The organism is Hassallia byssoidea VB512170 (assembly GCF_000817785.2).
Classification (GTDB): domain Bacteria; phylum Cyanobacteriota; class Cyanobacteriia; order Cyanobacteriales; family Nostocaceae; genus Hassallia; species Hassallia carrinoi.
Map to the genome: position 1 here is coordinate 1 of NZ_JTCM02000113.1, position 21,091 is coordinate 21,091.

General features: G+C 39.8%; 18 protein-coding genes, 1 tRNA gene and 1 pseudogene. 8 read left to right on the forward strand and 12 right to left on the reverse strand.

The annotated features are described in order from the left end of the window. Nucleotides 1-301 (reverse strand): hypothetical protein (locus tag PI95_RS29180; RefSeq protein ID WP_201280658.1); only part of this gene is annotated, 301 nt, incomplete at its 3' end. A 561-nt stretch (nucleotides 302-862) separates the two neighbouring features. On the opposite strand from PI95_RS29180, the gene PI95_RS29185 reads away from it, so the two are divergent. From PI95_RS29185 to PI95_RS29200, 4 genes are all read left to right on the forward strand, one after another. Then, nucleotides 863-1,375, forward strand: coding sequence for a TniQ family protein (locus tag PI95_RS29185; protein ID WP_039748322.1), 513 nt, complete (start codon nucleotides 863-865; stop codon nucleotides 1,373-1,375). Between the two features lie 759 nt (nucleotides 1,376-2,134). Further along, nucleotides 2,135-2,884 (forward strand): hypothetical protein, encoded by a 750-nt coding sequence (locus tag PI95_RS29190; RefSeq protein ID WP_039748323.1) that lies wholly within the window; start codon nucleotides 2,135-2,137, stop codon nucleotides 2,882-2,884. A gap of 171 nt (nucleotides 2,885-3,055) precedes the next feature. After that, the gene (locus tag PI95_RS29195; protein ID WP_039748324.1) at nucleotides 3,056-3,910 is read left to right on the forward strand and encodes a serine/threonine-protein kinase; all 855 of its coding nucleotides are present in this window, start codon (nucleotides 3,056-3,058) and stop codon (nucleotides 3,908-3,910) included. Beyond that, nucleotides 3,911-5,119 carry a hypothetical protein gene (locus PI95_RS29200; protein WP_039748325.1) on the forward strand — a complete coding sequence of 403 codons (1,209 nt, stop codon included), beginning with the start codon at nucleotides 3,911-3,913 and terminating at the stop codon, nucleotides 5,117-5,119. It begins immediately after the preceding gene. 37 nt (nucleotides 5,120-5,156) lie between these two features. Here the strand turns inward: PI95_RS29200 and PI95_RS29205 are convergent, their stop codons facing one another. The 11 genes from PI95_RS29205 to PI95_RS29255 all read right to left on the reverse strand — a co-directional run bounded on the left by PI95_RS29205 (nucleotide 5,157) and on the right by PI95_RS29255 (nucleotide 16,912). Further along, nucleotides 5,157-5,861 (reverse strand): M48 family metallopeptidase, encoded by a 705-nt coding sequence (locus tag PI95_RS29205; RefSeq protein ID WP_039748326.1) that lies wholly within the window; start codon nucleotides 5,859-5,861, stop codon nucleotides 5,157-5,159. 1 nt (nucleotide 5,862) lies between these two features. Then, nucleotides 5,863-9,000, reverse strand: coding sequence for a type I restriction endonuclease subunit R (locus PI95_RS29210; RefSeq protein WP_201280659.1), 3,138 nt, complete (start codon nucleotides 8,998-9,000; stop codon nucleotides 5,863-5,865). 33 nt (nucleotides 9,001-9,033) lie between these two features. Beyond that, nucleotides 9,034-9,165, reverse strand: a complete 132-nt coding sequence (locus PI95_RS37020) for a hypothetical protein (RefSeq protein WP_268896839.1) — start codon at nucleotides 9,163-9,165, stop codon at nucleotides 9,034-9,036. Between the two features lie 119 nt (nucleotides 9,166-9,284). After that, complete coding sequence (locus PI95_RS29220) at nucleotides 9,285-10,535, reverse strand: restriction endonuclease subunit S (protein ID WP_163519296.1); 1,251 nt, start codon at nucleotides 10,533-10,535, stop codon at nucleotides 9,285-9,287. A 165-nt stretch (nucleotides 10,536-10,700) separates the two neighbouring features. Continuing rightward, complete coding sequence (locus tag PI95_RS29225) at nucleotides 10,701-10,904, reverse strand: hypothetical protein (RefSeq protein ID WP_236117247.1); 204 nt, start codon at nucleotides 10,902-10,904, stop codon at nucleotides 10,701-10,703. A 12-nt stretch (nucleotides 10,905-10,916) separates the two neighbouring features. Continuing rightward, nucleotides 10,917-11,390, reverse strand: a complete 474-nt coding sequence (locus PI95_RS29230; protein WP_039748329.1) for a PIN domain-containing protein — start codon at nucleotides 11,388-11,390, stop codon at nucleotides 10,917-10,919. Then, nucleotides 11,384-13,789 carry a type I restriction-modification system subunit M gene (locus PI95_RS29235; RefSeq protein ID WP_039748330.1) on the reverse strand — a complete coding sequence of 802 codons (2,406 nt, stop codon included), beginning with the start codon at nucleotides 13,787-13,789 and terminating at the stop codon, nucleotides 11,384-11,386. The genes PI95_RS29230 and PI95_RS29235 overlap by 7 nt, the downstream gene beginning before the upstream one ends. A gap of 198 nt (nucleotides 13,790-13,987) precedes the next feature. Next, nucleotides 13,988-14,188: a ribbon-helix-helix domain-containing protein gene (locus PI95_RS29240; RefSeq protein ID WP_039748331.1), complete on the reverse strand. Its 201-nt coding sequence runs from the start codon at nucleotides 14,186-14,188 to the stop codon at nucleotides 13,988-13,990. 972 nt (nucleotides 14,189-15,160) lie between these two features. Further along, nucleotides 15,161-15,233: transfer RNA gene (locus tag PI95_RS29245), tRNA-Ala, on the reverse strand. A gap of 6 nt (nucleotides 15,234-15,239) precedes the next feature. Then, a complete protein-coding gene (locus PI95_RS29250) occupies nucleotides 15,240-16,004 on the reverse strand; it encodes an HAD family hydrolase (protein WP_052325260.1) in 765 nt (254 codons plus the stop codon). Continuing rightward, nucleotides 16,001-16,912, reverse strand: a complete 912-nt coding sequence (locus PI95_RS29255) for a class I SAM-dependent methyltransferase (RefSeq protein ID WP_039748332.1) — start codon at nucleotides 16,910-16,912, stop codon at nucleotides 16,001-16,003. The genes PI95_RS29250 and PI95_RS29255 overlap by 4 nt, the downstream gene beginning before the upstream one ends. A gap of 356 nt (nucleotides 16,913-17,268) precedes the next feature. Between PI95_RS29255 and PI95_RS29260 the strand changes: the two genes are divergently transcribed. From PI95_RS29260 to PI95_RS29275, 4 genes and pseudogenes are all read left to right on the forward strand, one after another. Further along, on the forward strand, nucleotides 17,269-18,450 hold the full coding sequence (locus PI95_RS29260; RefSeq protein WP_039748333.1) for an RtcB family protein: 1,182 nt from the start codon (nucleotides 17,269-17,271) through the stop codon (nucleotides 18,448-18,450). 45 nt (nucleotides 18,451-18,495) lie between these two features. Then, complete coding sequence (locus tag PI95_RS29265) at nucleotides 18,496-19,377, forward strand: hypothetical protein (protein ID WP_039748334.1); 882 nt, start codon at nucleotides 18,496-18,498, stop codon at nucleotides 19,375-19,377. An 80-nt stretch (nucleotides 19,378-19,457) separates the two neighbouring features. Further along, on the forward strand, nucleotides 19,458-20,273 hold the full coding sequence (locus PI95_RS29270) for a methyltransferase domain-containing protein (protein WP_039748988.1): 816 nt from the start codon (nucleotides 19,458-19,460) through the stop codon (nucleotides 20,271-20,273). A 523-nt stretch (nucleotides 20,274-20,796) separates the two neighbouring features. Continuing rightward, nucleotides 20,797-21,091 (forward strand): annotated as a pseudogene (locus PI95_RS29275) (GNAT family N-acetyltransferase); the annotation flags it as partial.

Below are 21,091 nucleotides of genomic sequence, written 5' to 3' on the forward strand. Positions count from 1 at the left end.
TGCCCTGAAGCCTTTCCAAGGATGAGTTATCCAGGGGTTCGATATCTTCTGAGAAAGCGAAGTCGCAGCTACAGGTGTCACGAGAGGGACTGCGCTCATCTAAAAGAACCAAGTAATGTAAGCCAGTGGCAATGCAACTGGTTTGTTGGGTGTAGATTACTCCGATGACACGACCAAAATCACCGTTGGGTACTTGAAACCATCGCACCCATTCACCGAGATGAAATTTTTGCTGAGGGAATTCGCTGGGAATTACCTCTGGTAAGGCTACTGGCGGTATTTGGGGGAGGATATCACGCATAGGGGCTTTCCCATATCTCAAAAGCTATCGAGCATTATTTGAGTCACTGCAAACATTAATTTAATGTTTTTCAATATTCTTACCTTAGCAGATAAACATTGTTACACCTTAAAAAACATTGCTTAACCTTTTCGAGCTTTTAAAGAAAGTTGCAGCAATATGATGATCTGGCGATAAATCTTTCTAAAGTTGATGAGCCAAAGCGATCGCGGACAAACTTCGATATAATCTTTCCCCAAAGATATCCACGAGGCTTTGTGAGATAGGCACAGCAAAAAGACCATCCCCATTAGTAATCTTGTTCTGAGGATAGTTAGTAAGGCGGTTGAGGATCGGATGTTTAAAAACTCTCAGACAAAATTCCTGAAATTGCTGATCGCACTCTTTGATAGTATTATTCGGTTAACCGAACAATTAGATTCGGTTAACCGAATAATACTATCAGCATCCAGGATTTCAACCAGCTTGCTGCCAAGATACCTGACTGGACTACTATGGCAGTTGTTAAACAGTTTTATTTTCCTAGTCTATGGCAAGCGTTTAGGTATTTAAATGTAAGTTATGGAGCCAGAAGTTGTTCAACGTCCGCCTTGGTATGTAGAACCCAACGAAGGGGAGAGTATTAGTCACTATTTTGGACGATTTAGGCGACACGAAGCAGTTTGCGTATCGTCGCCTGGAACTTTAAGTAAAGCCGCAGGAATTGGCCCAGTATTAGCAAGGTGGGAGAAATTTCGGTTGAATCCGGTTCCCAGTCAAAAGGAATTAGAGGCGATCGCTAAATTAAGTGGCTTGGATGCAGACAAGATAGTTCAAATGCTGCCGCCAAAAGGCGAAAAAATGAAGCTTGAGCCAATTCGTTTATGTGCGGCTTGTTATGCTGAGAAATCATATCACCGCCTAGAGTGGCAGTTTCAATCAACGGTGGGGTGCGATGGTCATAAACTACGTTTGTTGTCAGAGTGCCGGTATTGCAAAGAACGTTTTTCTATCCCTGCTTTGTGGGAAGAGGGAGAATGCAAAAAATGTCATGCCCCTTTTAGAAGTATGAAAAAGCGGCAGAAAGTCTACTAATTAATACTGCTAGGTAAGGTTTATGGCTTTGCTTAGGCATTTCAGAGCTTGTTATTATCCTTCTTCTGTCACTTTCCTTATATAAAAAGATGTAGCCCTTAAATCTAATTTATAAACTCAGGTAAATGCTTACCTTATCAGTGTTTCAGGAATCCGAGCTAATAAAGTACTGATTCAGTGAAACTTAAACCTAGTAATGAGTTGAGTATCGTTAAGATTTTCTTTACGAATTAGGCTTTATTAGAGAAAAGTTTCAATCTTAAGGAAAAATTTCATCAGAAATTTTAAAAAATAAAAGCACAGAGTTAATCGTGGTCAGAGTTTTACCAATCGGCTTCAATGTTTGTTTTTGGAGACTGGCAGTAGCAGAATATATGAATTATGAAAGGCTTGATTTAACTAATATACACACTGAATGAAAGAATAGTTTCTAGTAATTTAAAACGAATTTTACGGAAATCCAAAGCTTTAAAATTGACAATGATTTTCAGGCTATACTAGCAAAGAGAGCAGAAATTTATAAATTTTGGTAAATCAAAAAAATTTTATTTTAAATCAAATAATAACTTATTATAATAAATAGACTTAAAGGATAACAAGTATATGTTGAATAAATTTGCACTACATTTTTAATTAATAGTTTAAGATTCAAAAATACTAAAACTTTATAAACAAGAAAGCATTTTTATATTTTTTTAGAACTCCAAAATGCTATAATTTGTTTATCCAATTTGATTGATAGATTGTAATAACTATAAAATGTTATCTAATTCACAAGCATATCTAATTGAATCAAAAAATGTTCGGAATTTTACTTCTCTAGGAACAGTTGGTTTATCACTTAGAAAACCAACCAAAGGTACTGAATATAAAATGGTACAAGAATATGTACACTCGCAATTAATATCTCATATCAAAACTGGAGAGCAAAAAGTTATTTTTTTAGAGCCTCAACTTGATTCAGGGTTTCCGGATATTGTTATTGTTTACTTTGAGCCAGAAGTTGCTATAAATTGGTCAATCAAAAGATTAAAAGTTAATAAATTAGATTTGCGTATTTTGCATTATATTTTTTCTGAAAAGGATGTAGATAATTCAGCACTAGAAAATATATTCCCTGGCGATTTTTACAAATCAATACGACGTTTACTTAGTGCAGAACTTGTTCATTATCAATCAGGAAAATTGCAAGCTAAACCATTAGAAGAAATCTTTGCGATTAAACGCTTAATTGCGATTGAGGCAAAAGTAAAAAATTGGCAGGAAGGACTTCATCAAGCTATTCAGAATACGTGGTTTGCTTCAGAGTCGTACTTATTGCTACCAAAGCTACCTAGTAATAGTGAACTTATTCAAGGAGCGAAAAGTTTTGGCGTAGGAATTGTAACTACTCACTGTTCACTGGTAGAGTCTAAGCTTTTACCTTCAGTAGGAAAACTGCCTAAATCCTATGTTTCCTGGTTATTTAATGAGTGGGTTTGGCACACATTATTTGAATATAAGCACTGAAAGATTAAATTTAGTTAAAAATATTAAGAAAGTATAAAAAAATGGGCTGAACATTATTCAGCCCATTTTTTATATGATGTGTATTTGTTAAAATCGCTAAAATTAAATTTTTGTATAAATTTACTTTCGTCATAGCAAATTAGTCGTTAGTGTTGGATTCAATTATTAAAAATGGCAATTGACATAGCATGGCTGCAAACCCAGTTTCCTGAAATTTCTTCACTTGCTCCATTAAATCAAGGTGGGCAAAAGGAAGTCTTTTCTGGTGTACACATTACTGATAGAACAGTGGTACTCAAGATTTACCGTCCGCAAACCGATATTGATCGGGTTATCCGCGAAATTCAAGCCGTGCAAGATATTGGTTCCTCTAGGGTGCCAAAGGTTTTTGACCTCGGTACACGACACAGCCCAATTGGTGATTTCCTTTGGGTTCGGGAAGAGATGGTTACAGGCAACAACCTCCGTCAAATTCTGCAAGCAAAAGGAACCCTTACTCCTCAGCAAATATTACGCTTAGGGAAACAAATGCTTGAGGCGCTTGCTGATGCTGAAAAAACTCGCATTGTGCATCGAGACGTAAAGCCGGAGAACATAATTATTGATAATAATAGTGATGCGTGGCTCTTAGATTTTGGTCTTGTTAGACACTTAGATTTAGTTTCTCTGACTGCAACATCTGACCCCTATGGTGCTTTTACACCCGGCTATGCTCCACCAGAACAGTTTAGAAACCGAAAATGTGAAATAGATGCTCGTACAGATTTATTTGCTCTCGGAGTGACTCTATATGAGTGCTTAGAAGGCATTAATCCCTTCATTGAAAATGCGTCTAATTTAATAGAAGTTTTGCATCGAGTTGAAACTACCTCTTTTCCTACAATTTCTAAGCCAGTAGATAAAAGAGGACAATTTTCACAATTGATCTGGGCGATGACTCGACAACGACCAGACCACCGCCTATCTACTATTACAGAAGCTCTTACTTGGATTGAAGAGATATGCACAGAAGAGGGAGTTAGCTAAATGGATTTTTATCTTCAGTTGGGCTGGGGAATGATGGGTCACTGTGAAAACTTGCTCAAGGGATGGGAAGGTGGAACTGTTATCCTTAGCCCTCGCGACTTAGAGCCTGAACAGCTAATAAATTTTGCTGGCAAAATAAAGAAATTGAAGGGGCAGGTGCTACTAGATCCTCAAGTCTACTTACCACGCGCTACTCACCTACGATTACAATCTCATAATTATTGGGATAAAGAATATAGTACTATAGCTTTCTGGTCAGGAACAGGTCTCAACCAACAATTGATGAAATTGTTGGAACTAAATCGTCAACTAAGTTGTGATGCTTTCATTTTGCCAGGATTGTATACTCGTACCGTTAATATTGATTGGTTGGAGTATCAACGCGCTACAATCGAATCTGCTCAGTCACTACAAGATAATCAATTTGATTTAATTGCAACAGTTGCGTTAAGTGTTGATGTGATTAAAAATCCTGACCAAATTCATGGCTTAATTGAGTCTGTGAAGAATTGGTCATCTAATACTATTTATCTAATTTGTGAACCCCCTACAGGTCAATATTTAGTTAATGATCCGGCTTGGTTGGCAAATGTACTTGACCTTATAGCCGGATTAAGATTAAGCGATAAAAAAGTGATTTTAGGCTATTGTAGCCATCAGATGCTAATTGCAGCTTGTGCTTGTGCAAATGCAATTGCTTCAGGAACATGGTTAAATGTGCGCTCGTTCACAACCAGTAAGTTTCACGCTCAAGAGTCTGACGACGAATCAAGACGAACTACTTGGTATTATTGTCCACAAGCTCTATCAGAGTTTAAGCTTCCTTCTCTGGATTTGGCAGTAATGCGAGGGATGTTAATGAACTTGAAACCAATCCCAGCATTAGAAAGTAATGAGGCAAAAATTCTCTTCAGCGGTTCTCAGCCTAGCTCCACTGGCTTTAGGGAATCAGAATCATTTCGTCATTACTTGCAGGCTTTGAGAACACAGGCTCTTGCATCTAGCCGAAGCTCATTTGATGAATCAGTTGAATATCACAGAAACCTATTAGATTCTGCCGAGCAAATCCTTCAAAAGCTACAGTCAGTTAGCATTCGTGATAAAGCAAGAGATTTTGAACAAGTAATTGATACCAATCGAGCAGCCTTGAGTTATATCGAAGACTATCGTGGCGTAATTCTTCGTCGTAACTGGAGTAGGCTAGCTTGATGTTTATAATACTTCATACTTTTGGAAGCAATCGAACTCAATAACTTCCCAGGGGAGAGCGGTTCAACTCATCCTTATAGAATTTCCAATTAGGTAAAAACTTATTCATCAAAGCCACGAAGCGATCGCCATGATTTCGTTCAAATAAATGCACCATTTCATGAACTACAACATACTCTAGGCAGTGCTTGTCTTTTTTGGCTAGTTCGAGGTTGAGCCAGATGCGTTTGGCTTGAATATTGCAAGTACCCCATTTAGTTTTCATCAGTTTTATCCCCCAGTCCTCAACCTGAACTCCCATGTTCTTTTGCCATTTGGCGATTAATGGGGGAATCTCCTGTTTTAACTGCTGTCGATACCAGGACATCATCACTTGTTGGCGTTGCGCTTGGTTACTTCCTTCTCTAACATAAAGGTGAATATATGTATTATTTCTAACTTCTACTTTGGGATTGCCCTGATAATAAATGACGTTTAGTAAATAGCGTTTACCTTGAAAATAATGGCTTTCACCAGAGACAAATTCTCTTGGTGACTGGCGTTCTTGTGTTTCAAAATTAGCTTGATGTCTCTTAATCCAGGCTAGTTTGGAGATGGCGAATAAACGCACAGCTTCGTCATCTATGTGTAAAGGTGTGGCAATACGTACTCGACCATCAGGGGGATACACTGCCAAGTGTAGGTTTTTAATATTTTTTCTGGCAACGTCTATGACGAGTTCCCCGATAGTTATTTGGTGCATTTTAATACTCACTTTGGCTTTTGACTATTTCAAAAATGCGATCTGCGCTAGCCTTCGGCAACGCCAAGGGCGAACGCAGCAGCGCTTCGCTATCGCAATCTTCCGGAGAATCTAAATATTGCTTAATAGCATTTTTTACTTCGCGCTCTTTGATTTTGTTTCCACGCCACCCATCCTTTTTGGTTTTGCGAATCGCGTCATCTATCGCTAGGGATAATTCTTCATCTTGATTGAGGTTGTCATATAAAGCCCTTTTCGCAGCAGAGTTCAATGATTGAGGATACTGTGAGGAGCTACTCGGTTGACCAACTTGTTTACTTAACTCAACAATTTTCTGCAAATAGGCTTTATAGTCTTGGCTGGCTGCTTTCCGTGCTTGGATTAACTCATCCAGCAGTGTGGACATTTTATCAAAATATTTCGGGTTGGTTGGTTGTTGATCGATAATGACTTTGCGTAAGTTGTTTTCGATGGTTTCTGCTACAGCTTTTGGGTTTTGCTTGATGCCTTTGGGTAATGCGTCAACTGCATTTGCACCGCGTTCGACAATCAACTGAATCAGTGTCATGTCGTCAAAGGCAGAAATTACTTCGCTTTCTTCCGCACCGATATAACTATCAATCAAGTGACGCATGGCGGGTTCATAGGTTTTTAAGTCGATATAGTCACCACTGCCTAGTTTCACCTCCGCTCGTACCTGTTCGTAATGCTTAACTTCTTGTTTAATAATTTCGATTTCTGCTGGGGTATATCCGGCTTCCGCCATGTCATTAGCTAAGTTGGCATAGGCTCGAACCAAAGCGGCTGTGTACTTATAAAGGGCAAGGCGTTTTTGCTGGTTGTCTTTGAGCTTGTCAGTCTGGTCGTTCGCACCACCGAAATAGCGTCCATAAGCATTGGTATCTTTGAGTGGCTCTACTGGTTCGCACAGGGCTTTGATGCTTTCTCTGGCAATTTCCAGCCGCTCCCTACCCTTTGCTAATCTGTCGCCTAATAACCCATCAACATCGTCTGTGTCATAATCCTCAAATGCTTCTGAGGTATAATCGTTAACTGATTTTTCTAGGCTTTTAAATAAGTCTTTGTAGTCGATAATGTAACCATATTCTTTATCATCTCCATCTAGGCGATTGACGCGACAAACGGCTTGAAATAAACCATGATCTCGCATGGTTTTATCAATGTAGAGATAGGTGGCAGGAGGGGCATCAAAACCTGTCAGCAGTTTATCAACTACAATCAGTAGTTTCATTTGTGCAGGTGATTCGATAAATTGCTTTTTGACATCTTCCTCAAATCTCTCTGGGTTTTTACCGTTGAGCATTTTTTGATAAATTTCATATTGTTGGATTTTTTCGGTGCGTTGATCCTCTCCTGTAGTTTCACCTTTAATACTTTGCAGTGAAGCATCATAAGAGGTAATAATGGCACATTTTGTAAAGCTTCTAGCTTGAAATAATTCATAGTATTTACAAGCTTCGTAAATGCTCCCAGCTACGAGTAAGGCATTACCGCGTTTATTTTGCAGGCGGTCTTTAGTGCCAAAATCAAATAAGATATCATTTACAATTTTACTGATGCGTGATTGGGAACTGAGGACTTTTTGCATTGTTACCCAGCGCTTTTTTAGTTCGGTTTTAGCCTCTTCAGTTAAGCCTTTGGTTCTGGCTTCAAACCAATGATCAATTTTGGTCTGTGAAGTAATATACTGTTCAACATTGCGAGCTTCATAACGCAAATCTAAAATTACTTTATCGGTTACGGCTTCGTTAAATTTGTAGGTGTGAATGTAAGCACCAAAAACTTCGTTACTATTTTGTTTGTCTTTTTTGAGTAAGGGAGTACCTGTAAAGCCGATGAATAAAGCATTGGGCAAGATTTTCTTCATGGCTTTGTGTAAATCGCCAGACTGGGTGCGGTGACATTCATCGACAAAGACATAAATATCGCCTTTGGCTTGAAAATCTTGAGGTAAACTGCGTTTAAGTTCAGCAATGTAGTTGTCGTAGTCGGCTTTATTTTTTTCTTTTTTACCGTCCTTTCTGCCAAATTTATGGATTAAGGAGCAAAGTAACCAAGGGGTAGTCTCATTCAGTTGGGTAATTAAGTCTCTAGCGCTTTTGGTGCGATAGATGTCTTCATTGACTCCTAGAAAAACACCTTCGATTTGCTCGTCGAGTTCATCTCTGTCAGTGATAATTAACACGCGAGCATCAGAGTTATATTCCCGAATCCATTTGGTAAGCCAAACCATTGTTAAGCTTTTACCACTGCCTTGGGTATGCCAAATAATGCCCCCTTCCCTGCGGTATAGATATATTTGGGCAGCTTTAACTCCAAAATATTGGTTATGACGGCAGAGTTTTTTAATCCCACTGTCAAAGACGATAAAGTTGTGAATGAGTTCTAGAAATCGCTCTTTTTGACAGAGTTGCAGCAGATGTCTGTCTAAAAAATTTTCGATATTACTGTCTTCTTTCCAGGTGAGGTAATATTGTTCTGGGGTTTCGATGGTTCCATAACGGAGTCCTTCGGTGTCGTTACCTGCCATGACAAACTGCATGGTGGTGAAGAAGGACTTAATAAATATGGATTTTTGGTTATCGAGGTTTTGGCGGATGCCTTCAGAGACGGAAATGGTGCTGCGTTTAAGTTCGAGTACACCGATCGCAATACCATTAACATAAAGTACGATATCTGGGCGTTTGTCGTTTTTACCTTTAATGGTGACTTCTTCGGCGATCGCAAAGTCATTTTCTAGAGGTTCTTCCCAGTTGATCAGCCAAACGGTTTGGGTGTTCTCGCCGACTTCTTCTTTGACTTTGACCCCATAGCGCAGGAGACTGTAGACTTCTTTGTTGATGTCGTAGAGGCTTTTGCTTTGGTCGCCTGCGACTTTGTTGAGCTCATGCAAAGCTTTGGTGATGAGGCTGTTGCTGTAGCCTTGTTTGTGGCGTAGGAAGGTGCTGAGGATGTCGGTTTCGATGTTGCTGTTATTTTCTCTATCTTTCCAGTCGCCCAGATAGCGATAGTCTAAGCGCTGTCGAAACAGTTGCACAATGCGGTTTTGGGTTTGGCGTTCTTTTGCACCGACTTGACTCATCACATTTCCCCCATTGTCTGAATCACGGATTTTCATCGATTACAAGATGACACAGATTCTAACTCCGTGTCATCCTTGAATCTGTCTAATCAGTAATTCAGACGTTTGAGAGGTGACGGTTAAGGGTGTTTTGGTGCGTTGTATTTCTGCAAATATTTGTTGGAGCGTTTCGGGTAGTTCGCTGGTAGCAATGTTTTCCATAGTATGGTTTAGCCCTTGTCATTGGGGATTGGTCGTTAGTGTGTGCGGCGTTTGCTGCTAATGGGGGAGCTTTCTGACTTCTATTTATATAGACTGGCGGTTGAAAACCTTGGCGTTGATTAATAACTGCTAATTAGTCTCGTCTTCCCGGTTAATAATTCTTGCATCATGCCCTGTTTGATAGCTTTGTATTTATCGCGCTTTTGTTCTAAGGCTACGATTTCTGCATCCATGTCGCTGAGGATTTGTGCGATCGCTTTTTGTTCTTCTAAGGTAGGAGGAAGTGGAATATGTAACTGAGCATATTCATTTCCATTAATACCTGGCTGTCCACTTCTCATAGACATCACATTCACCCAATCCCAATAGGCTTTAGTATTTAAGAAGCTTTTGAGATACTGAGCATCTAATTTTTGAGGATTTACCTTGACTCTAATTAAGAAGCCAGCAAAAACTAGTTTTCCATCTTGAAGATTGTATAAATAACTTTTTCCAGTGCTTGCTCCTGTTCTGGCTAGTACCAAATCATCAGTTTCTAAGAAATAATTAGCAGACTGAGTATGATTTACCGATACTTTTTTTTCAGGTAAAAATCTCCCATCTTCTGAAATGTCTGTGATTCTAATGTAAACAGGCAAATTCTCAGAATATGGCACAGCAGGGGCATTTATACCATATTCTGGATTTTTAATTAGGCAATCGCCCAACTTCTTCACCTCCCACTCACCGGTAAAACCGGGTAGGCGTTTTTTGCCCGTGAGGAGTTGCTGCATCGTGCCTTGCTTGGTGTTGCGCTTTTTAGTGATGAGTTGATCCAACGCTGTAATCTGGGCATCGACATCACTGAGAGATTGGGCGATCGCTTTTTGCTCAGGGAGAGGGGGGAGAACGAAAGGAAGTTGTTTCTGCTTTGTAATTCCTATATAAGAACGTGTTCCTCCACCAGCAAGGCTTTGTAGAATTGCTTGGAATTTTCCGCTTTCAAAAAAATACCTAATAAATATGTTTGTAATTTTATTCTTATCTTTAACTCTGTAGTACGTCACTTGCGGAGTAAGCATTATATAGGGAGTGGAAATCTTGCCAACAATAGTGACATTCCCTACAGTCCCTTTATGAGTAAGCAGTACATCTCCCGCTAAAGAGAACCCTTTTTGCAAATTGTCAGCTTGTTCTTTTCTAAGAAAGTTACAATTGTTTAAGTCTAAAATTCCATCATGAACGCTATTTGCCATGATGAATGGGATTCCATCGCTCACATAATCTTTGCTTTTTGGATGGATATTACCATGATTGCCATCTAAGGGTTTTTCAATAATATTATTTTCTATTAGTTTATTGATGGAACAAATTTCCCACTCTTCAGGCATAATGCCCATCTCTGTTTTCTTATAGCCCTCCGGTATCTTTATCTCCATTACCACACCAACCCCATTCTCTTCAAATGCCCCTCAACCTTACTCGTCAACTGCGGCAAATGCGTATCATATCGTTCCACCAATTCCTGAATCCTCTGCGTCAATCATTCAAAAATCTTAATTCCCCTTTCTATTTCTAATTCGCTTAAGGTCTTCCCAAAACTCTTCTCTTGTCACTTTATCTAAATTTTCCTTTCTTTCTTGTGTATAGTCACCGCTTCCCCATCCAGCTTGTTGTAAAAAACGAATAGCTTCAACTTGTCCTAAATGTTCTACTAAAATCTGATAACCTTTTTTTCTCAATTCAATTGGTGTCATCATTTATTTATCCTCCTAATTAAAAAAAGTTTTCATCAACCAAGTTACAGGATTATCCACAGACACTTTTAACAAACCTTGATGCCGTAATGAGTTCTTCAGTAATCGGTCATCAGTAGAAAGTAAAACATCTGTCTGAGCGACTTCTGCACAAGCAATATGAAAAGAATCATAAAGACCAAAACCTAATTCTTCCAATTGCTGCGAGCGAGAATCCACCTCTTCATCTATGTTGATAGTAATCACAGCAAATTCCAATAATTTTAATATATTCTCCAATTTGTCGAGATTACGCATTTTCTCTAACTCCACACTGATGGCTTCGCTAGTAACAAGCTGCCATTCTCTAGTGCGAATGCGTTCCATAATGCTAAGAATAGCTTCCCCTTCTAAACGAATTCGCTCTTGTGTCCAGTCGTCAAAAGGACGATTTAGACAACAAACATCAAGATAAATTTTATAGTTTCCTTCCTGTTTATCCGTTACCACACCAACCCCATCCTCTGCAAATGCGCCTCAACCTTAGCCGTCAACTCCTCCACCCGTCTCGTCAACTCCGGCAAAGGCGTATCATACCGTTCCGCCAACTCCTGAATTCGCTGCGTCAACCGTTGCGAAATCCGCTCCATCTCTGAAGCGATCGCCTGTCGCAACGTCGGCATCCACTTGTCATCTACCACCAGCGTTTTTATCTCGTCCTCTGTTAGATCCCCGTATTTTGTTAACACATAATTATCTAAAAATTGAGTTAATACTTTAATTTGTTTACTAATTTCCGCCTCTTGCTCAATCAGCTTTAAATAAGCTTTTAACACCTTTAACTCATCTGCAAACGTTGCATCATTCTTAATTGTCTTGATGCGATCGTTCACATTGGTTTTGGTAATTTTGCCGCTGTCGTTAGTGACTTCCTCCAGCAAACCCTCCTCACCGCCATGTTCTTCTTGCAGTTCCTCCTGCTGGCGGACAATTTCATCTTTTTTAGTTTCCAAAGTTGCGATCGCCGCCTGTTCAGCTTTAAAATAGCGGTTAATCATCAACTCCTTGGGAATGAGTTCGCAGACATAATCTATAACTGCACCTTTCTTATTCATCACCGCCGTCAGTTCTGCCTTCCAGCCATCCTCTACCAAAATATAAACATCGTCTTTCATGCTTTCCACCCAATAAGTCATCAAGTGCTGGTAGACATCGTATTTATCAATCAGGCTTTTACCCGCAAACGCTTGTAATAGGTTTTCTGAGAGCATGTGAATAATTTCCTTGGGCTTATCTCCCGGCTGGATGCCTTTCAGCAAAGGTGTATGTTTCGTTTGCCAAGTCTCAAAAACCGCTTGGATTTCTTCCCCATAGCTGATAAATTCAGGATGGGCAAAAATACAAGCTTTGACTTCCGAACCTGAGATTTTCAGTAATAAGTATCCTGGGCGATCTGCTACCTGAAATAATTCTTGTTGCAGCGTCGGGTAAACTTGCCAGTAATCGCTCAAAGCCTCAACATCTCGCTTCGGTATCCCCCCCAAAAGATGCGCCTCAATATCCTGAATATCCTCCTCTTCCTGACTGTCGATATAGCGCGGGATATTCAGGTTGTACTCATTCGCCTCAATTTCCTTAACTGGCACCATCCGAGAATACTTCGGCACTTCCAGCTGCTTGTTAAAAACATCCACAATCTTATGAATGTCCTGCTCCCGCAGGCGGTTTTTATTGCCGTCTTTAACAAACCCCTTGCTGGCATCAATCATAAAAATGCCTTGGCGATTCTCGGCATTTTCTTTGTCTAAAACAATGATGCAAGCCGGAATCCCCGTCCCAAAAAATAGGTTCGCCGGTAGCCCAATAATCCCCTTAATTATTCCGTTGCAAATCAGATTTTTCCGAATTTCTGCTTCTGCATTCCCGCGAAACAGCACCCCATGCGGCAGAATAATCGCTCCTTTACCGTTGCTTTTGAGGCAGCGAACCATGTGCAGCAAAAAGGCATAGTCCCCATTTTTAGCCGGAGGGATACCATAGCCATCAAACCGTTTAAATTCGTCATTGGTTGGATTAAGTCCATTGCTCCAAGCCTTCGAGGAAAACGGAGGATTAGCAACAGCAAAATCGAATATTTTCAGGCTACCATCGGAATTTTTGAAGTGAGGACTTGATAAAGTATTGTCCTGCCAAATCTCGGCGGTATCGTGTCCGTGCAGGATCATGTTCATCCGAGCCAAAGCGCGGGTCGCGTTGTCCATCTCCTGACCGTAGATAGTTAAGCCACGTTCTGCTTCATCCGCAGCCTTTAACAACAGAGAACCACTGCCACAAGTCGGGTCGTAAATCGTCTGATCCTGACTTTGAGCTAAATTAACGCTAATAACTTTAGAGATGACACGGGAAACTTCCGCCGGAGTATAAAATTGTCCCTTGCTTTTGCCCGATTGCGTCGCAAAATTACGCATGAGATACTCATAGGCATCGCCTAAAATATCATCGCCATCAGCGCGGTTCTTACTGAAATTTAAAGCCCGGTTCTCAAAAATCGCTACCAAGTTGGAAAGCCGATCTTGCATTTCCTTGCCCCTGCCCAACTTGTCGGCATCATTGAAATCAGCTACATCAATGACACCCTTTAAATCATTTGCCTCGGCTAGCTTGGTGATAATTTTGTTGATGCCATCCCCTATATCTTTCTGTCCTTTGAGGGCAACAATGTCCTGGAAGCTTCCACCTTCAGGCACTTCAATCAGGGCATCTGCTACACCAGCATATTTATCGGATACATATTTAACGAACAATAAAACCAGTACATAATCTTTATACTGTGAGGCATCCATGCCACCTCGCAGTTCATCACAGCTTTTCCATAACGAACTATAAAGTTCACTTTTCTTAATTGCCATTTCGTGTTACCTTCACGCATACCTCCCTTGATCAACTTTGTCAAATGTTCTCAAGTCCGTCTGACACTTTGCCTTGAAGTTTGTACATCTTGCAAAGAACCAATAACATACCACGCACAAGGACTTTGCTCATGTAGTGGCTGAGGATATATCGTATATCAGGAATTCGCAAATTGTCTGAACTGTAACGAGTAGATATTATTGCCGTGGATTTTGCTGCTTTTCTCGCTCCTCAACTGCCTTACTCACAATTCGCACCACAAGATTACTGATGGGACGGTCTTCTTCCTCAGCCCATCTCACCAAAGCCTCGTGGATATCCTTGGGGAAATATATGGAAGTTTGTACGCGATCGCTCTGGCTCATCAACACTACAAAGATTTGTTGCCAGTTCATCATACTCCTGTAACCTTGGAACAAGGCTCAATAATGTTTAACAATGTGTGACAATGTTTTGTGGTAGATTAAAAGCATTATTGAACAAGTGCGACAATGCCGAGGTTTTCGGATAGCGATCGGGTCAAGGGGCGATCGTTATCTGGCGAAGACGAATAAGTAATTAGTTCTAATTACACAAACAAAAAATTATTGATTTGGTGGAGATGTTGTCACCATGAGTAGCGATCGTAAGAAGAAATCGTATTACTGTTTCAGTTATGAATAAAATTTTATTCCTTGGCTGTAGAAAATAGTAATTAAAGAAGGCTTGCCAAATTTGCCTTCAAAAGCCATTGTTGGCAAGAGTTTTCACGGGTGGGGTTTCCAAAGCCCTCCCGTGGTTGTGGTGGGTTGAAAGGGAGGTGTTCACCAGCGCGATTGCATCTTCATCATCGTTTCCAAAGCCCTCCCGTGGTTGTGGTGGGTTGAAAGCAATTTTAAACAGACAAACCCCTGAATGGGGCTATAGTTTCCAAAGCCCTCCCGTGGTTGTGGTGGGTTGAAAGTTATTATCATTGAAGACGCCACTTTGGCTATATAATTTTGTATTAGGGTGGTTTGAAAGGAGCGCTGCGATCGCACCTAAAACGCAACTATTTTTAGTAATGGAGCCTCTGCTTGGGTGAAAACAGTAAAAGAAGAGGTAGTAGATTTTTGTAATTAGACTGCAAATAAAGCGCTTTAAAGCTAGTCTTGTAGTTCAAGAGCCAAGCGTTGTGCTGTAATCTATTAAATTAGAGAAGATATATTTAGGCGAGTTTTAGAGGTTGATTTTGGACAATAATTCTTTAAAACTGGTTTCAACTCTGGACAATAATTCTTTAAAACTGATTTGATAGCTGAAAGTCGCTAAATTACGTAACTTATGTCCCTGAACTTCGTCAAAATGGACATTAATTCTTTAAAACTGACAATAATTATTTAATGGACAAATGGAGAATAGGGAGCTCGAATCCCTGACCTCTGCGGTGCGATCGCAGCACTCTACCAACTGAGCTAATTCCCCAAATTGCTAATCGTCTTTTTGCCTTGAGCCATCATCTATTATAGCATTTCCCTGCAAAGATTGTTGAGGTTCATAGTGCGAAAAGACTTCTTCTACCCGTTCTAGTTCCAAATCAGTTAAATAATCTACAGTCCAGTTGCAGCAACGTTGCAGCATGTGAAATGGGTAAGTATTTGCTACACCTAATACTTGCATCCCTGCACGTTTTCCCGCTTGTATCCCTGCTGGGGTATCTTCTATCACCAGACACTCACAAGGCTGAAGATTTAAATCAGTATATTCCTGATTCAGGCGTTCTACTGCCAATAAATAACCATCGGGTTTTGGTTTAGTAGTGGCGATGTCATCACCTGCTACTATCACTTTAAAGTATTCGGCGAGTTTAGCGCGTTCGAGTACCAGGGAGATTTCTTTGCGGATAGCATCACTGACTAGTGCTAATTTCAGATTGCGCGATCGCACTTTAAATATTAAGTCATCTAAACCCGCATACAAAGGCAGTTTTTCTATTTTCTCTACTTCGAGCGCATACATAGCTGCTTTGCGGTTTAGCAACACAGTTAAGTCATCTTCACTCTTGACTCTACCACGACTTGCCAACAACTCACGCACACAAGAGCGATCGCACTTGCCCAAACAAACTTGTTGATACTCACCCTTTTTCAGGGTGAGATTTTCCTCAATCAGAATTTGCTTAATCAGTTCTTCGTGAATTGAGTCGTCATTAATGATAACGCCATTAAAATTAAATAAAACTGCCTTTAAACTCATGCCTTTGTGCCAAACGCTGGAGATCCAAAGTCCTCCAAATCATTATTATCTATTGTGGTATCTGTCGTTGGTGCGTATTGCCCAACACTTATTTTGATTGTATTTTCACGCAAAATCGGTTTCACGCCACTAGTCACCTGATTTATCCACCAAACATCTTGGGTTTGCACTGCTGCAAATCCAGCCGCACCCATACTCGCATCTAAACTGCCAGCAGCATAGTCACGAATATAAGGCTCTTCAAAAACATCATTCAGCCATTCTAACTGACGCAGGGTATTTTGATTACCATCCAAAATCAATACTTGTCCACCCTCAACCAGCAAGCGGAAGCTTTCATGTAGAATTGCTTGGGCTACTGTTGGGGGTGTTTCGTGAAATAGCAAAGAAGCTGTCACCAAGTCAAAAGAAGCATCCTTAAAAACTGTTTTTTCAGCATTCCCATGTCGCCAAGTTATATCCAAATTAGCACTTTGCGCTTTGTGTTCTGCCCTTACCAGCATATAAGGCGATAAATCCAAACCAATAACTTGAGCTTGAGGAAAAGCCTGCTTTAACATTAAGGTTGTGGAACCTGTACCGCAGCCTAAATCGAGGATGCGTCGCGGTTGTACTCTAATAGCATCAATTAAAGCTTGTCTTACCCAGGTTTCGTTAGGTGGTACAACGTATTGGGTAATCGGATCGTAGGAAACCGCTGCACTCCTGTTGAGATATCCGCCCTCAATCCCGTGGAAATTTTGGCTAGTGTAGTAAGAGGGAATTGTTACATCATCTCGTCGGAAGTTGGCGCTCTCTTTTTCCCAGTCTACACTTTCAGCGTAACGCCGCAAAGATTGCTCATCAATCAAAAGGCGTACTACAGGCGATAAAAAACGTTCCCAAATTGTATCTTGACGAATCGCCATATAATTATCTTAGATTTATGTAACTTTTTTAATTAGTTCTTTACAAATTTTAATACATTTGAGAAAAATTTGGTATTTGTGCTGGAGGCGATCGCCACATCTGGTACTACATGTGTTACAATAACAATACAAGCTTGCCCTATTAGAGTAGTTAATCAGCTTCACGAAAATTTAGGAAGCCGACAAACTCAAAATTAAACTGTTACAACTAGCTTGGACAAGTTAGTAGTTAGTAGGTAGTGGGAGCGTCGATAGTGGGAGCGTCGATAACCGTCAACCAACAACCAACAACTAACAATTATCAACGCTCCAACTATCAACTATCAACGCTCCAACTATCAACTAAAATAAATATTATGCCCTACGAAAACTTAGAAATATCCACGCGATCGCCTGTTTTGTCTTGGGCTAATCACCCCTTAAAATCAGACGAAATTAAAATGGCGAAAAACGTAGCATCGCTGCCATTTGTATTTAAACACGTTGCCTTGATGCCAGATGTTCACTTAGGTAAAGGAGCCTTAGTTGGTTCTGTAATTGCCACAAAAGAAGCAATTATTCCGGCTGCTGTCGGTGTAGATATTGGTTGCGGTATGATGGCAATTAAAACACCATTTAAAGGTGAACAACTCGAAGGCAAACTGAAGAAAATCCGCTTGGATATTGAAGCAGCAATTCCAACAGGATTCAACGAAAATAAAGACGTTGAAAAAACCGTTACCAACTGGCAACGCTGGGGTGATTTCAAAGACTTGCATCGTGGGGTGCAAGACTTACAAGGAAAAGCCATGCGACAGTTAGGTTCTCTTGGGGGTGGAAACCACTTTATTGAAGTTTGCCTCGATACAGAGAATCAAGTTTGGCTGATGCTACATTCTGGTTCCCGCAATATCGGCAATAATCTAGCGCAGTGCCATATTCACACAGCCAAAGAATTAGCAAAAATGGCAGGTAATAACTTACCTGACCCCGATTTAGCTTATTTTATTGCCGGAACGCCAGAATTTCAGGCATATTGGCATGATTTGCAGTGGTCGCAGGATTATGCGCGTGTTAACCGCGATGTAATGATGGCACGTTTCAAGCGCATCGTCGAGAAACATCTCGCAGGTGGAAAGGCAATTAAACCTTTATTAGAAGTAAATTGCCATCACAATTACGCCGAAAAAGAAGTACATTTCGGTGAAGATGTCTATGTCACTCGCAAAGGTGCAGTCCGCGCACAGAAAGAAGACTACGGCATTATTCCCGGTTCAATGGGGGCAAAATCCTACATTGTTAAAGGTAAAGGTAATGCTCACAGCTTCTGTTCTTGCAGTCATGGTGCGGGACGTTTGCTATCTCGAAATAAGGCAAAAAATACTTATACACTCGATGATTTAATTGAGCAAACAAAGGGTGTAGAATGTCGCAAAGATACAGGAGTTTTGGATGAAATTCCTGGTGCTTACAAGCCGATAGAGGAAGTCATTAATCAACAAACAGACCTTGTAGAAGTAGTTGCTACTTTAAAGCAAGTTGTATGTGTTAAAGGTTAATGAATAGTAGTATAATGCTTTAAAGATAAGCTCTAAAACTTGTTAATGAAGCGTTATACAAATATTACTAAGGAAAAAATTCAACATCTGCTTTTATCAAAAACTGTTGAAGAAGCAGCGGAGATTTGTGGGGTTTCTATCAGTACCTTTAGAAGAAGGATGAAAGAATACGGTATTCAAAATTCTGTTTATATTCAATCTGCAAATACTAGAAAGCTGCGTTCGGAAGCCATGAAGTTAGCTCATGCAAAAGATCCAATTTCGATACGTCAGACAAAAGCTATAAGAGAACTTGGCATTCTTAGAAAAGGTAAATCCAATATTGAGTTTTATGGAGTCGAAAAAGCTAAGTTCATATCTAAGCAAAACAGTCTAGGTCATCTAGGTTACAAACATACAAAAGAAACTAGAGCTAAGTTTAGTCAACAACGTAGAGGTCGAATTCTATCGCCTGAACATCGTATATTATTATCAAAACGACGTAAAGATGCTTTTGCTAGTGGAAGATTGAAATTAAGTCCTAAAGCTGGATTTGGTAAAGGTGGTTTTAGGAAAGATATTGGACATTATGTACGTAGTTCATACGAGCATGTATTTGCGCTATGGCTCATACATCAAGGTTTATATTATAAGTATGAACCTCAAGTTTTTACACTCAATATCAATAACGAAGTTACCACGTTTACGCCTGACTTTTGGGTTGATGGTTACTGGTTTGAGATAAAAAATCCTTACAACATTACTCTCAGTTCTTTTCAGGAAAAGCTAAAAGAGTTCAAGCTCCAATATCCTGATGAAGTGATTTTTATAATTGTTGGCGATTCAACATGGAATAATCCTGAAGCTATTAATGTAACAATATCTAATTTACCTGAATTAGCCGAACTAATAGTGATGTTTAAACAAGTTCTTTGTGTGAAAGGATAATTAAAGTAGGGTACATGCCCTACTTTTTTGTAGTAACCGCTACCCTAGGGGAAAGCTCTGCTAACAGGGCTTATAATATCATGCATAACAGCCAATACGAGCAACAATATAAGCAAGAAGTAATTGATTTTTTTAACAGCAGAATAACCTACGACAACGATTACACTATTCGTCGCGCTCTCCCTTTACTAGAACTAGTTCCGCTACAAAACAAACAAAAAGTATTGGATTTAGCAACTGGCACAGGTATCATTGCTATTCCTGCTGCTCAAATTGTTGGTAATGAAGGTAAAGTAATTGGCGTAGATTTTTCTTCAGGAATGCTCGCGCAAGCACAAAAAAAGATTGATGACTTAAACTTGCAAAATATCGAACTAATTGAAGCTGATGCAGAATATATAAACTTTGATAATGAAAGTTTTGATATAATTTTTTGTTCTACTGCAATAGTATATTTTAGAGATATTCCTGCTGCTTTAAGCAAGTGGTATCGTTTTCTCAAAAAAGGTGGAGTTGTGGCATTTTCTTGTTGCTCTGAAGAATCTTGCGAAGCACCAGGCATCATTTCAACTTGTGCTAAATATAATATTTCTATTTTTAACATCAATGAGCCAATAGGTACACCCGAAAAGTGTCAAAACATGCTAGTACAAGCCGGATTTAAAGATATTAAAGTTAAGTCTCAGCAGTTTGGTTTTTACCGCAGTCTTGAGCAAGCTAAACAATGGAATGGAGGATGGTTTCATCCGAGAGAAAATCCTTTGTTACAGGTGTCATCAGAGCAAATGAAACAATTGAAATCAGAGTATTGTAAACAAATTGAGTCTTTGTCAACTGAGCAAGGTGTATGGTATGAACATATGGCTTTTTTCGTAACTGCTAATAAGTGTAGTTAATCACAACGGATAATAATTTAAATGCTCGATGAATACAAACAGCAAGTAGCCAATCACTGAACATGCAAGAGTTGACTATGATAGTAGTGAAATAGCACATATTCGCGCTTTGGGTTTACTTGAATTAGTGCAACATAAGTGTTTTGGCGGGCGATCGCTCGTTCAAAGTAAGTTTATCGGTATGCATTTGGTGTAATTCTGCGACTTCTCATAATTACCGGAACACACCCCAGGCGTTTAAGTTCCGTGCGATCGCTTACGCTTGTTGAAAAACTTCGCCATTGGGCAGTTCATTAAAAATTTAATCTATATATTTAGACGTATTGACAAAAGAAATTTTTTCTAAATGTCAAGAATGTCCAACCACAGGGAAGTTTTGGACGTATATTTTTGCGGATTCAACTACGTTTTCTAATGAGTCGCTTGCATTTCTTGCCTGGTAGCGTTTGGGAATCCTGTGAACGGTTACAATCTTTGTAGGGAAACATCTTAAGCAAAAAATATCAACAGAGGTCATAATCTGATGTTGAAAAATTCTCAGACACAAATCCAAAAAACCGCACAAATTTTGACACAGGGTTTTATTGATGACCCCAGTTTTGCCTTTATTTTTGGTGAAAATGCAAATAAATTTCAGGCTTTAAACGCAGTCTTTGAGCTATTGGCAACTGATGCAATGGAGCGAGGTGAAATCATTACTGCGCCTTCAGAACAAGGAGTTTGTATTTGGTATCCTGCGGAAGTAGAAATTTTTAACGAGCAATTTGAACAAAGAGTGGCTGAAATTATTTCGACGGCATCGCATTTTTGCGGTTGGG

Coding starts and splice junctions, on each gene's coding strand:
- PI95_RS29185 (WP_039748322.1), top strand. CDS start 863: ATGGAGCCAGAAGTTGTTCAACGTCCGCCTTGGTATGTAGAACCCAAC.
- PI95_RS29190 (WP_039748323.1), top strand. CDS start 2,135: ATGTTATCTAATTCACAAGCATATCTAATTGAATCAAAAAATGTTCGG.
- PI95_RS29195 (WP_039748324.1), top strand. CDS start 3,056: ATGGCAATTGACATAGCATGGCTGCAAACCCAGTTTCCTGAAATTTCT.
- PI95_RS29200 (WP_039748325.1), top strand. CDS start 3,911: ATGGATTTTTATCTTCAGTTGGGCTGGGGAATGATGGGTCACTGTGAA.
- PI95_RS29205 (WP_039748326.1), bottom strand. CDS start 5,861: ATGCACCAAATAACTATCGGGGAACTCGTCATAGACGTTGCCAGAAAA.
- PI95_RS29210 (WP_201280659.1), bottom strand. CDS start 9,000: ATGAAAATCCGTGATTCAGACAATGGGGGAAATGTGATGAGTCAAGTC.
- PI95_RS37020 (WP_268896839.1), bottom strand. CDS start 9,165: ATGGAAAACATTGCTACCAGCGAACTACCCGAAACGCTCCAACAAATA.
- PI95_RS29220 (WP_163519296.1), bottom strand. CDS start 10,535: ATGCCTGAAGAGTGGGAAATTTGTTCCATCAATAAACTAATAGAAAAT.
- PI95_RS29225 (WP_236117247.1), bottom strand. CDS start 10,904: ATGATGACACCAATTGAATTGAGAAAAAAAGGTTATCAGATTTTAGTA.
- PI95_RS29235 (WP_039748330.1), bottom strand. CDS start 13,789: ATGGCAATTAAGAAAAGTGAACTTTATAGTTCGTTATGGAAAAGCTGT.
- PI95_RS29240 (WP_039748331.1), bottom strand. CDS start 14,188: ATGATGAACTGGCAACAAATCTTTGTAGTGTTGATGAGCCAGAGCGAT.
- PI95_RS29250 (WP_052325260.1), bottom strand. CDS start 16,004: ATGAGTTTAAAGGCAGTTTTATTTAATTTTAATGGCGTTATCATTAAT.
- PI95_RS29255 (WP_039748332.1), bottom strand. CDS start 16,912: ATGGCGATTCGTCAAGATACAATTTGGGAACGTTTTTTATCGCCTGTA.
- PI95_RS29260 (WP_039748333.1), top strand. CDS start 17,269: ATGCCCTACGAAAACTTAGAAATATCCACGCGATCGCCTGTTTTGTCT.
- PI95_RS29265 (WP_039748334.1), top strand. CDS start 18,496: ATGAAGCGTTATACAAATATTACTAAGGAAAAAATTCAACATCTGCTT.
- PI95_RS29270 (WP_039748988.1), top strand. CDS start 19,458: ATGCATAACAGCCAATACGAGCAACAATATAAGCAAGAAGTAATTGAT.